Here is a 12,075-nt window from a genome sequence, read left to right as displayed (position 1 = left end):
GAGCCGGGGGTACCGCGGCAGATCATCGACAACGGTTCATCATTGCCGCATCGGACGACGGACGGCAACTACATTCGGGCGGGGACCGGGCTTGCCGTGGTCGCGGACTTGGGGATCTGCCAGGCGGTTGCCAGTCTGGACTCCTGTAGTTGGGTTCCGCCGCCGAAGAACTCGCAGAACTTCATGATCAGCGGATCCCAGCCGAGCGGGTCGATGTACTGGGTGCCGGGGATGACGAGTTCCTCGGCCGCGTGCACGCGGACCACTCGGACAGTGTGCGCGGTGCAGTGATTGCCGGCGTCGAACGGCGTGGCCGACACCAGTTCACATTCGAGTTGTATCGGGCATTCGGCTACCAGTGGCGCGTCGACGAGATCGGCGGCCAGCGGAGTGAGTCCCGCTGCCTCGAACTTGGCCGGTTCGTAGCGGTAGCCCTTCTCGATCTTGTGGGGCGACAGCACAGGAGATCCGGTCAGCAGGGCCAACCGGTCGACCGCCGCAGCCAGCTCCGACGACGGCAGGTTCAGCACGCATTCGCGTTCTCGCAACAGGTTGATGGTGGTCTGCGAGCCGGTGTTCATGCCGAGCATGCATTGGTCGCCCAGCCACCATGCCGACGACATCGGCGCGAGGTTCGCGGTGCCATCGATATTGCGCGTGCTGATCAGCACGACCGGTGTGCCGAAGTAGAGAACCTTCAGGTTGACGTTTCGATGCATGCCACCACACTGCTGGGCCGTCGCGGTGGGCGCTGGCGGAAAGCGGACACGGCGTTGCCGTGCGCAAAAAGCACAGAAGCCGATCGAATGTTCAGATTATCGGATACGGGCAATACGATCGAAAGTTGTTGATATCGAATGGTTTTCACCGCGCAAGCAAACGTTCCGCAATGTTCTCCGGATGATTACTCGCACTTCATCGGACAACGCCAATTTGATTCCTTGCGCACGGTGATATTCGCGCATCTCCCGAAAGGAATCTCAATGTCGACCGTCGATCGAACTCGCCGAATCCCCGCCATGCGGCTCACCGGGGTCACGGCCGCGATGCTGTGCACCGCGCTGATCAACACATCCATCTCGGCCGAGGCGGCCGAACCTCCGATCGCGGCGCCGATCGGACTCGGCAGCGGGAGTGCGGCACTGGGCACCGGCAGCGCGGGGCTATCGGGATCCGGTAGCGCCGCCCTGGGTACCGGCAGCGCCGCCACCGGCCCGCTCGCCGCTCAACTCGGCACCGGCAGTGCGGTTCTCGGGACGGGCAGCGCGGCCGCCGCCCCGCTGGGCGCGCTGCTCGGGGCGGGCGCGCTGGCGCTGGGCACCGGCAGCGCCGGAGTGGGTGCGTCCGGTAGCGCCGCGACCGGCGGTCTCGGCACACCGCTGGCACTGCTGGGCACCGGCAGCGCGGCCCTGGGGAGCGGCAGTGCGGCGCTGGGCGCGGCCGCCGCCGGTGCGGCCCCGTTCGCGGCCGGGCTGGGCACCGGCAGTGCGGCGGCCGGTAGCGGCAGCGCCGCGGCCGCACCGTTCGGCGCGATGCTCGGCAATGGCCTCGCCGCACTACTGACCACCGGAAGCGCCGCCGTCGCACCCGCCGGCCCACTGCTCGATACCGGAAGCGCCGCGGCCGGCACCGCCCTCGGTCTCGGCTCCGGATCCGCGGGGTAACCGGGGACCGACGAACCCGGTGAAATAGGGTCGTCGGTCGTGACAGGTGAAGGTGACGCGAGGCTCGGCGGCGGTCATGGGTAAGCCGAATCGCAAGCACCGGGCTGCCAAGCAGCGGGCGCGACAAGGCAGCTCCGATTTCGGGAGCACCTCCGGAGAACGGTCGCCCACCGCGGAGGAGATCGCCGATGCGATCATGGCCGCCGCCATGGAGTCGGCCCAGCGCGGGTCTCGTGGCAAATCCGCAGCGAGCGATCCGGTCGTCGTATTCGTTACCGGCCTTGCCGGTGACAGCCCACTTGTTGGTGAAGTCGAACGAGGTGTGCACTCGGCGGCTCGGCACATCATCACGAGAGTTTTCCAGAATGGCTGGCTGCCTGCGGATATCCACCAGGCGGCACGGCGACGAGTGGATGATTTCGCGGTCGGCTTCCTGACCGATGTGATGGCGACCTACGCCCAGCCCTTCACCACCGCGACCATCGACGAGACCTGGCTCGTGCAGCTGCGCGAATTGCAGGCCACCACTTGGTGGTCGGAGTCGGCACCGCATTTCGGGCAATGGGCGGCCAAGCACATGCTGACCACCGGCGAGGCACTCGGCACGGTGATCGAGGCCCTGGCCTTACTGATCGTGCTGCCCAAGCTGGAGCTCATCCGGCCATTGCCCGGTACCGCACGCCCCCGGACCGAAGTCCAGCACCATGTCGACGAGAAGGTGCTCGGCCGCGTCCGGGGTCTGCTCGCCAAGGCCGAATCGACCTCATTTCCCGAAGAGGCCGAGGCGCTTTCGGCCAAAGCGCAGGAGCTGATGACCAAGTACGCACTCGATCGAGTACTGGTCGACGCCGACGCATCGGTGGTGGATCTGCCCGGGGCACGGCGAATATGGCTCGATACGCCGTACACGGATGCGAAGGCGCTACTGATCGATGTGGTGGCGAAAGCCAATCGATGCCGCGCGATCTTCGCATCGGCGTGGGGCTTCATGACCATTGTCGGCGACGAAGCCGATCTGGACGCGGTCGAATTACTGTCCACCTCACTGCTCGTCCAAGCCACCCGGGCGATGATCGCGAACGGCAACAAGGACTCCCGAACCGAGGAGACACGCAGCCGCACGTTCCGCAAATCCTTCCTCGTCGCCTATGCCACCCGTATCGGTGAACGACTCGAGGCGGCCACCGCCGCCGGTATCGCGGAATCGGCTGAGCCGGAACGATTATTGCCCGTGCTGGCTTCCCACCAGGTCGCCGTCGACGCGGCCTTCGACACCCTGTTCCCGCAAGCCCGCAATCGTGGCATCAGCATCCGCAGCGCCGCGGGCTGGGACGCCGGCCGTGCGGCCGCCGACCGCGCCCGCCTCGATACCCGGCGCTCGCTCGACAAATAGTTCGCGGCCGGTTCCGGCAGACGCACTGAGCTCGCCGTCACTGATCGCGTCACCGATGTACTTTCGGGGCATGGGGAGTCCGACCGGTCCGTTGCGTTCTATCGACAGGTTTCGCCGGCCGATTGCGGTGGTGATCGGCATCGTGGTGGCGGCGACGGTCGCGGGGTTACTGCCGGGCTGGTGGTGCGGTCGTGATGCCGATCGGTGGTTTCGCGGGGATCCGGCATCGGTGCACGGTCTCGCCGAGGAATTGGTGGCCTTCGAGGCCGCGGACGATCAGCTGCGCGCCAAGGGATCTCGCGATGTGCTCACCGATATGTGGGGGCTGCTCGCACACCAGATGACGGCGCTGGGTCTGGCGCAAGTGTGCCTGTCGCATCCCGAATGGCGAGATCGCTACGCCCCCATCGTGACTCGCGCGGCCGCCAAGAGCCTGCTGCCCGATATGCGCACCACTTTCACCACCGCCTGGCACGGTGACGACGGATCGGCCGATCTCGACAATCCACACGGTCACGCCTACCTCTCCTATCCCGCTCTCGCACTGGGAATGGCGCGCCTGGTCGATCCGGCGTTCCCGCACAGTCTCGCGGTCCAGGACGATGCGCTGATCGCCGCCTTCGAACGGCAGCTACTCGCCTCCCCCACCGGCCTGCTGGAAACCCTTCCCGGCGAGGCCTACCCGACCGACGTGGCCGCCGTCGCCGCGGCGATCGCCGTGCACGGCCGCGCGACCGGTACCGACCACACGGCGGTCCTCGCCCACTGGGCGCAGCAGGTACGAGCGACACAAATCGATCCGGCCACCGGCCTGGTCCTGCAGCGCATGGGTCTCGACGGCCGCGCGCACGACGCCCCGCGCGCCTCCGGAACCGGACTGGCCGCCTACTTCGCCGGCTTCGCCGACCGCTCGCTCGCCGAGCAACTCGCCACCGGTTTGTTCCACCAGGAGCGAAGCCTCTTCGGCTTCAGCGCAATCCACGAATACGGCAAGGGCTACGACGGCGCAGGCGATATCGACAGCGGCCCGGTAATCCTCGGAGTATCGGTGTCCGCCACCGCCTTCGCCTTCGCTCCCGCCCGCGCCTTCGGAAACAGAGCCCTCTTCACCCGCCTGTTCCGCACCACCAACCTGCTGGGTCTCCCCCTGAGCAAGGGCTCCCGCCTACGTTTCGCCACCGGCGGCGCAATCGGCAACGCCCTGCTACTCGCTTTCCTGACCTCCGGACCGGAGCTGGCCCAATGAAACTCCCCACTACCCGCCAACTCCGCACCGCCTGGCGACCGGTCCGCACCCCAGCGATCCTGATCGCCCTGTACCTGGCCCTACACCCGGTTCTGGCAGCATTGTCAGAGCGCCACGGCTTGGGCTCCCCCAATGGCCTCGGTCTCCCCTACCTTGCAACAGCCATCGCCACCGTGGGCCTACGCCTGATCCTTCTCATCGTCCTCCCCAGCGTCCTCACCTACCGCCTGGTGACGTGGGCGGTCTATCGAATCCTCTCCCCGCCAAAGGGCGAGGCGGGATTCGTATTCCGTGGTGACGATCTGGAGGGCCGATTGACCGAGTAAGAGGCGGAGGGGCGGTTTTTCGGCGTCCACCAGTGCCAACAGGGCGGTGCGGGTCGAGGTGGGGTCACCCAGGGGGTGACCCGAAGGGTCGGCGGTGGTGCGGAGGTGGCTATAGGCCGGGTTGGGGGTGGCGAATTGGGTGAGTTTGAAACCGGTGTCGTAGCTGGCGGGTTCGAGGATCGTGACGTGGATGCCCAGGTCGGATACTTCGGCGGCCAGGGATTGGGAGAGGCCTTCGAGGGCCCATTTCGAGGCGTTGTAGGCGCCGGCGTTCGGGGAGGCGACGATTCCCCAGAGGCTGGAGACCTGGATTATGTGACCGCTGCCTTGTGCCCGGAGGATCGGGAGTGCCGCTTGTGTTACCCAGAGGGCACCAAGCAGATTGGTCTCCAGTTCTCCTCGGATCTGTTGCTCGGTGAGTTCTTCGACCATGCCGAACTGCATGTATCCGGCATTGTTCACTACCACGTCGAGCCGGCCGAAATGCTGTGCCGCTTCTTCGACAGCGGCGAAATCGGCCGGTCTGTCGGTCACATTCAGTTGTAGCGGCAGGAACGTTTCTGGGAACTCCGTGACCAGGTCGGTGAGTGCCGCCAGATCGCGAGCGGTGCCGGCGACTCGATCGCCTCGTTCCAATGCGGCCGACGCCCATTCGCGGCCGAGGCCGCGCGAGACACCGGTGATGAACCAGACCTTGCTCATATGAACTGCTTTCACTTGTTCTCAGGTGTTCGGGAAGTGCGCGAGTGCGGTGATGAGGCGTTCGGCGATGTCCGGCGGCCAGGGGAAATTGGGGGCGGCCGCCTGCTGGTGCGCGAGGCCGTGCAGTCCGAGCCATAAGGCGACGGCATCGGCGGCAGGGTCGGTACTGGTGGATTCGCCAGTACCGACACAGTCCTCGAGGGCTTCGGCGAGCAGCCGCAGGCTGGTCTGGCCGAGTAGGGCCAGATCGTTCTCGGTCACGGAGGCGTCATTCAGGTCGGGCGCCCATATTCCGCCGAACATGGTGCGGTAGCGGCCCGGCCGGGCCCGGGCGAAGCCGAGATAGCCGTAGCAGACGGCCAATAGGCGTCCCCGGGGCGAGTCACCTTCGGCGCGTACGGCTTTGCGCAACTGTTCGTTCAGCTCGGCGAAGGCGTCCTGCACCACGGCCAGCATGATGGCGGGCTGGTCGGGGAAGTGGCGATAGATCGAAGGGGCCGCGATCCCGGCGCGGCGCGCGACCGAGCGCAGCGTTACGGCACTTTCCTCACCGGTCTCGTCGAGCAGCTCGACCGCTGCCGCCACGATCTCGTCGCGCAGCCGAGCACCCTCCCCTCGGGGGTTGCGTGCGCGGACATTTGTCGCGGCCTCGTTCTTTGCCATGGACTCACCTTACAACGGAAAGCTTACAAGCGTTAGCTCTTGCGGAAAATAAACTTACGGACGTAGCCTTACATGCGTTAGCTCAAGCGATTCGAACTGGAGCCCCTCATGGGAAGCAGCACCGCCACCAGCACCGTTACCGAGATAGTCCTGCCGGGCAAGGTCGAGCCCGATGGCCTGCAAGTCACCACCCGTGACCTTCCGGCGCCCGCCGCGGGCCAGGTCGTACTGCGCATGGAGGCGACAGGGGTCTCGTTCGCAGAGCAGCAGATGCGGCGCGGCAAGTACTTCGACCAGCCGCCGTTCCCCTTCGTACCGGGTTACGACGTGGTCGGCATCGTGATCACGACCGGACCCGGGGTGGATCCCGCGCTCATCGGGCGGCGGTTCGCCGCGATCACCAAGGTCGGCGGCTGGGCGGGTGCGCTGGTATTGGACGCCGCGGATCTGGTGCCGGTGCCGGACGGCGTGGCCCCGGCCGCCGCCGAGACCGTGGTGGTCAACGGTTTGACGGCCTGGCAGATGTTGCATCGGAAGGCCGCGGTGCAGCCCGGCGGGATCATCGTGGTGCTGGGCGCCAACGGTGGCGTCGGTTCCACGCTCGTGCAATTGGCCCGCCACAGCGGAATCACGGTGATCGGCACCGCCTCCCCGCGGCACCATGCGGCGCTGCGCGAGCAGGGCGTGACTCCGATCGACTACCGCGACCCGGAAATGTACCGCCGGATCAGGGAATTCGCGCCCGACGGGGTCGACGCGGTATTCGACCATGTCGGCGGTCCCGGAATCGTCGAGTCGTGGCGACTGCTGCGCCGGGGTGGGACGCTGATCTCCTACGGCAGCGCGGCGACGAAGAATGTGGACGGCAATGCGAAACTGCCGGTGCTGAAGATGTTCCCGCGCCTGATGCTGTGGAATTACCTGCCCAATGGCAAGAGTGCGCAGTTCTACAACCTCTGGGACGGTCAGCGTCGAATCGAGGCCTTCCGCCGGCGGCAGTGCGAGGACCTCACTCAGGTATTGCGGCTCCTGGTCGACGGTGCGCTGACGCCGCAGATCGCCGCCGAATTCCCGCTGTCCCAAGCCGGTTCGGCATTGGAGCTGGCGGAATCGCGGACCGTCGCCGGCAAGGTCGTCATCGTCCCGGACCCGTCACGGTCATGAATCCCATCGCCGCCATCCCTACTTCGGAGACTGCAATGACCACCACCACTTATGCCCCCTCGATCGCTACCATCCGCAGCGGTGACGTCGACAACCGCGCCGTCTATATCGCGTTCGGACTCGCCTACATCCTCGGACACGGCGCCGCCGGCCTCTCCAAGGGTGACAACCCGCTGGTCAGCCTACCCGGATGGCTGCCGATGACGCTGCTGGGCAGCGGTTTCGCGATCGGTACCGTGTTCGCCACCCGCGCGGCGCTGCGCGCCCAGCGTAATGCCGGCAAATCCGATGTCCGCACCGGACAACTCCTCGGCCTCTCCTGGGTCGTAGGGTTCGCCGCCCTGTTCCTGGCGATCACCGGCCTGTCCTCGACGCTCGCCACCCCCGGCCTGCAGACCCTGCTCTGGCCCGCCGGTTCCGGTCTGGTGGTCGGCCTGATCTATCTCGCGGAAGGCGCCGCGCGCCGAAACATCCTGCACTACACCGTCGGTATCTGGCTCGCGTCGGTCTCCGCCGTCGCCCTCTTCTTCAGCCCGCCCGCCTTCTTCGCGATCCTCGCGATCGCCGGTGGCGGCGGATACGCGATCGCCACCATCCTCGAGTTCCGCCGGCACACCCGCTGACCGAAAATCGCGAGCCGAATGACGCAGTGGCACAACGGTTGTTCGGCTCGCCGACAGCGAGCCGAACAGTCACGTTCACCAGCCGGAGCCGGACCCACCCGATCCCGTGTTAGCCAGGATGGTGCCGATCACCATCTGCAAGAGACCGGCAATAGAGCCAAGAAATTCCACAGTGTCCTCCGACTATCTCATCGCCGATCATCCGGCGTAGCGGTGAACCTAGCGCAACTTCCATATGGAAGGAGCATGTTTCATAAAACTCAGCCAGGCCCGACGCGCCGCTCACCCTCACCACTCAGCCGTAGTAGCTGGTACTGCGGTCTGGCCGGATCTTGACGAAGAACGGCCGTCGGATTGCTCGCCGGGGAGGTGTCCGCGCGGCAGAGTGGGCTGATGAGCGAAATCCAGTGGCCCGTGGTGGAACTGCGGCAGTATACGTTGCGGCCGGGTAGCCGTGACACACTGATCGAGCTGTTCGATCGGGAGTTGGTGGAGACGCAGGAAGCTGTCGGGATGCGGATTGTGGGGCAGTTTCGCGACGAGGATGACCCGGATCGATTCGTCTGGATCCGGGCCTTTCGTGATATGCCCTCTCGGCTTTCGGCGCTGACGGGTTTCTACCTGGAGAGCGATGCTTGGCGTACGCATGCGCCGGCTGCGCGAGCCACCATGGTGGATACCGACAATGCGCTGTTGTTGCGGCCGGTCGGGGGAACGGGTGAGCTGGCGGCCGGGGCTGTACGGCCGGCCGTGGGGGCGGGCGAGTTGCCGGCATCCCGTGTGTTGGGCACGATCTATCAGCCGGCGGTACCGCTCGACGAGTTCACCGAATTCTTCGAGAGCACGATCCGGCCCACGCTCGCCGACGCCGGCATATTTCCTATCGGGTGTTATGAAACGAGTTCTGCGGCAAATGATTTCCCGGCGCTCCCGGTTCGCGAGGATGAGCAGGTCTTCGCCTGGTTCGCCGTAGTGGACCGATCACTGGTCTGGACGGAGGATATCGGGCCGGAGCTGTCGAAACGGCTTGCGGCACCGACGGTTCACCTTCGACTCGCTCCCACCGCGCGTTCGCTGCTGCGGTGACAGTTCAGGAGCACTATTCGGGGGCGGGACCCAGGAGATCCCAGCGGTTACCGGAGATGTCCAGGAAGACGGCTACCTGGCCGTAGGGTTCGGTGCGAGGTTCGGTGATGAATTCGACTCCGGCCGCGAGGAATTGGGCGTGGGTGGCTTCGAAGTTCTCGACTTGGAGAAAGAAAGCCACTCGGCCCGCCAGTTGATTGCCTATGGCTTGATGCTGCTGGGCGCCATCGGCGCGAGCCAAGAGGATGCCGGTGGCGGCGGCGGGCGGGCGGACTACGACCCAGCGCTTCGGGCGGCCATCGTTGGTCCGGGAGGGGGAATCCTCGATCAGCTCGAAACCCAGGGTGTCGACGAAGAAGTCGATGGCCGGGTCGTATTCCTCGACGATGATCGTGACCAGTTGCAGGTGCATTGCGCGAGCGTAGAGGCCGCGGTGGGCGTCAGCCGGGTTTCGAGGCCGCGGGGAGGGTCAGGACGCTGCCCGCGATGGTTGCCAGGGGTCCGGCGAGGTCCGGGATGGCGCGCAGGTGGGGTGTGAGGGCGGTGTCGTTGATCATCGTCTGGGCGGCTTGCACTCGGATGCGGGCTGCGACCGGATCGACGGTGGGGTGCAACTGGCGAAGGAGATGGACCCATTCGGCGATATAGGCGCGCTGGGAGGCGCGGGCTCGGGTTCGGTCCGCGGCGGGGAGGTGCTCGATTTCCGAGATGAGGAGTTGGATGAGATGCGGGTTTTCCAGGGTGAATTCGGTGTAGTCGGCGAGTAGCCGGGTCAGGCCGTCGGAGGGGGTGGTGGCTTCGCCGAGGGCGCGGTGCATGCCCATGCGGAGCCATTCGTCGCCGCGGGTGATGGCGGCGTTGAGGATTTCGGCCTTGCCGGAGAAGTGGTTGTAGACGCTGGGGCCGGTGATGCCGGCGGCGGCGCCGATGTCATCGACGCTTACCCCGTTGAAACCCCGATCGGCGAAGAGTTCGGTGGCTTCGGTCAGGATCATCTCGCGGCGGGAGGTGGTGGCGAGACGGGTTCGGGGCGTGCGGGAGTGGCGCTCTTCCGGCAGCGCCGGGGCGGGGGCGTCGATCACCGCGCCGATGAGTCTGCCCAGCAGGTCGGTGAATTCGAGTTCGGGGAGCGAAAGGCTGTGGAAGGACACGCTGTTCGCGACCGCGAGGGCGCACCAGGCCAGTAGGTCGGACTGTGCGGAGGTGAGTTCGGGGCGGCGACGGGTGATGAGCTGGGTGAAGCGGGCGCCGATGCGGCGCGCGTCGGCGCGGAATTGCTCGCGGTCCGCGTCGGAGAGGTGGCGGGCTTCCCGGCGCCACAGCACCCCGACCTCGCGGCCGGCGAGGATGGATGCGGCGAGGGTGGTGGCGATGTCCTCGCGGGGATCCTCCATGGCCACGATGGCATCGTCGAGTTTCCGGAGCGCGCCGCCGATCACGGTGGCGAGCAGGCTCTGTTTGCCGCGGAAGTGGCGGTAGAGGGCGGAGGGCCCGATGGCCACGGCCTCGGCGACCTCGCCCATGCCGACGTTCTGATATCCCTTGCGGTAGAACAGGTCCGCGGCCGCGGCGACGATCAGATCGCGGCGGTTCGCCGGCCTGGTGTTGCGGGCCGGACGGACCACGTCCGGCCCACTCATCATTGCTTCACTCTCCTCAGGAGACCTGACTGCCGTCGGCATCCCAGTACGGTTTGCGCAGTTCGCGCTTGAGGATCTTACCCGCACCGGACATGGGCAGTTCCGGGGCGAACTCGACGGTGCGCGGCGCCTTGTAGCCGGCGATCAAGGTCTTGCAGTGGTCACGCAGCTCTGCTTCGGTGGCCTGCTCCCCCGGATGCAGTACGACCACCGCGTGCACCCGTTCACCCCATTCGGCGTCGGGGACGCCGATCACCGCGCACAGGGCCACCGCCGGATGGTTCGACAGGGCGTTCTCCACTTCGGCGGAGTACACGTTCTCGCCACCGGTGATGATCATGTCCTTGATGCGGTCGACGATGAATACGTAGCCGCGCTCATCCATGTAGCCGCCGTCTCCGGTGTGCATCCAGCCGTCCCGCACGGCAGCCGCGGTGTCCTCCGGGCGATTCCAATAGCCGAGCATGACATTGTCCCCACGCACCACGACCTCGCCGATCTCGCCACGCGGCAGCTCTCGATCGTCCGGATCGACGATGCGCACCTCGGCATGCGGTACCGCGCGGCCCGCCGAACGGCGCAGCACCGGATCGTCGTGGTCGTCCGGTTGCAGCAGCGTGGCCACCGGCGCGACCTCGGTCATGCCGTAGGCCTGGGTGAACCGGGCCTGCGGGAACACCTTCCGCGCTCGCAGCAACAGCGCCTCGGAGATCGGCGAGGCGCCGTAGGTGATGGTCTCCACGCTGTCGAGATCATGGTCGAGGGTAGTGGGGGCATCGACCAGCATCTGAATCATGGTCGGCACCAGCAAGAGATTGGTGACCCGATGCGCGGAGATCGCGTCGGCGACTCCCGCCGGGGTGAAGACGGGCACGATCGCGTGGGTGGAGCCGGACAAGTTGGCCGCCACCCACATAGCGGCATCGGCGAGGTGGAACATCGGGGCGGCGTGCAGCACCGTGCCGAGCCGGGTGACGAAATCACCGGCGGCGACCGATCCCAGCGCCGATACGATCAGGTTGTCATGGCTGAGCATGACGCCCTTCGGATAGCCGGTGGTGCCGCCCGTGTAGAAGACGCCCGCCAATTCGCTGCCGCCGGTGCGGGTATCGTCGATCGGCTCGTGCTCGGCAATCAAACCTTCATAGCTCAGCGTGTCCGCCGGTTGCGCGCCGTCGCCGCAGAAGATGACGGTGGCCAGTTCGGGGAACTGTGCGCGCAATGCCGGAATCATCGGCGCGAAGACGTCGTCCACCAACAGCACCCGCGTATCGGATTCCTGCAGCGAGTACGCGATCTCGACCGGACTCCAGCGGATATTGACGGGATTCACCGCCGCGCCGATCCACGGCACGGCATACAGATATTCGAAGTACCGGTCGGAGTTGAGGCCGAGCATGCCGACCCGATCACCGCGCCGCACCCCGAGCGCCGCCAATGCGCCGCCCAGTCTGGCTATGCGGTCGGCTGATTCGGCGATGGTGCGCACTCGAGCACCGAAGATGGTGAGCGGTCGGTCGGGCTGCTGTTGCAGATTGCGGTGCAGTGATTGGGTCAGGTACATGCCG

Annotated in this window: 12 protein-coding genes; 6 read left to right on the top strand and 6 right to left on the bottom strand. The window is 66.4% G+C overall.

The annotated features are described in order from the left end of the window. Positions 1-68 precede the first annotated feature (68 nt). Entirely contained in the window at positions 69-719 is a 651-nt protein-coding gene (locus ACIP5Y_RS37615; RefSeq protein WP_400357283.1) for a flavin reductase family protein, read from the bottom strand. Positions 720-983: 264 nt separating this feature from the next. Between ACIP5Y_RS37615 and ACIP5Y_RS37610 the strand changes: the two genes are divergently transcribed. The 3 genes from ACIP5Y_RS37610 to ACIP5Y_RS37600 all read left to right on the top strand — a co-directional run bounded on the left by ACIP5Y_RS37610 (position 984) and on the right by ACIP5Y_RS37600 (position 4,303). Continuing rightward, positions 984-1,664: a hypothetical protein gene (locus ACIP5Y_RS37610; RefSeq protein ID WP_400357282.1), complete on the top strand. Its 681-nt coding sequence runs from the start codon at positions 984-986 to the stop codon at positions 1,662-1,664. A 46-nt stretch (positions 1,665-1,710) separates the two neighbouring features. Next, positions 1,711-3,057, top strand: coding sequence for a DUF2786 domain-containing protein (locus ACIP5Y_RS37605; RefSeq protein ID WP_400357281.1), 1,347 nt, complete (start codon positions 1,711-1,713; stop codon positions 3,055-3,057). Between the two features lie 70 nt (positions 3,058-3,127). Next, on the top strand, positions 3,128-4,303 hold the full coding sequence (locus tag ACIP5Y_RS37600) for a hypothetical protein (RefSeq protein WP_400357279.1): 1,176 nt from the start codon (positions 3,128-3,130) through the stop codon (positions 4,301-4,303). 179 nt (positions 4,304-4,482) lie between these two features. Here ACIP5Y_RS37600 and ACIP5Y_RS37595 read toward each other — a convergent pair whose 3' ends face one another. Together ACIP5Y_RS37595 and ACIP5Y_RS37590 are read right to left on the bottom strand one after the other, a co-directional pair. Further along, positions 4,483-5,331, bottom strand: coding sequence for an SDR family NAD(P)-dependent oxidoreductase (locus ACIP5Y_RS37595; protein WP_400357278.1), 849 nt, complete (start codon positions 5,329-5,331; stop codon positions 4,483-4,485). A gap of 21 nt (positions 5,332-5,352) precedes the next feature. Further along, the gene (locus ACIP5Y_RS37590; RefSeq protein WP_400357276.1) at positions 5,353-5,994 is read right to left on the bottom strand and encodes a TetR/AcrR family transcriptional regulator; all 642 of its coding nucleotides are present in this window, start codon (positions 5,992-5,994) and stop codon (positions 5,353-5,355) included. Between the two features lie 108 nt (positions 5,995-6,102). On the opposite strand from ACIP5Y_RS37590, the gene ACIP5Y_RS37585 reads away from it, so the two are divergent. From ACIP5Y_RS37585 to ACIP5Y_RS37575, 3 genes are all read left to right on the top strand, one after another. Then, positions 6,103-7,158, top strand: a complete 1,056-nt coding sequence (locus ACIP5Y_RS37585; protein ID WP_400357275.1) for a medium chain dehydrogenase/reductase family protein — start codon at positions 6,103-6,105, stop codon at positions 7,156-7,158. 35 nt (positions 7,159-7,193) lie between these two features. Further along, on the top strand, positions 7,194-7,781 hold the full coding sequence (locus tag ACIP5Y_RS37580; protein ID WP_400357273.1) for an ABC transporter permease: 588 nt from the start codon (positions 7,194-7,196) through the stop codon (positions 7,779-7,781). A gap of 393 nt (positions 7,782-8,174) precedes the next feature. Continuing rightward, entirely contained in the window at positions 8,175-8,867 is a 693-nt protein-coding gene (locus ACIP5Y_RS37575; RefSeq protein ID WP_400357271.1) for an NIPSNAP family protein, read from the top strand. 13 nt (positions 8,868-8,880) lie between these two features. Here the strand turns inward: ACIP5Y_RS37575 and ACIP5Y_RS37570 are convergent, their stop codons facing one another. The 3 genes from ACIP5Y_RS37570 to ACIP5Y_RS37560 are packed head-to-tail and all read right to left on the bottom strand — an operon-like array spanning position 8,881 to position 12,071. After that, positions 8,881-9,279 (bottom strand): VOC family protein, encoded by a 399-nt coding sequence (locus tag ACIP5Y_RS37570; protein WP_400357269.1) that lies wholly within the window; start codon positions 9,277-9,279, stop codon positions 8,881-8,883. 28 nt (positions 9,280-9,307) lie between these two features. Beyond that, the gene (locus ACIP5Y_RS37565; protein WP_400357268.1) at positions 9,308-10,510 is read right to left on the bottom strand and encodes a TetR/AcrR family transcriptional regulator; all 1,203 of its coding nucleotides are present in this window, start codon (positions 10,508-10,510) and stop codon (positions 9,308-9,310) included. A 13-nt stretch (positions 10,511-10,523) separates the two neighbouring features. Next, on the bottom strand, positions 10,524-12,071 hold the full coding sequence (locus ACIP5Y_RS37560; protein WP_400357266.1) for a long-chain-fatty-acid--CoA ligase: 1,548 nt from the start codon (positions 12,069-12,071) through the stop codon (positions 10,524-10,526). Positions 12,072-12,075: the final 4 nt, after the last annotated feature.

Origin of the sequence: Nocardia sp. NPDC088792 (assembly GCF_044750615.1) — a bacterium.
Lineage (GTDB): Bacteria > Actinomycetota > Actinomycetes > Mycobacteriales > Mycobacteriaceae > Nocardia.
The sequence above is the reverse complement of the archived record's forward strand: the minus strand, read 5'-3'. Positions and strand labels throughout refer to the sequence as shown.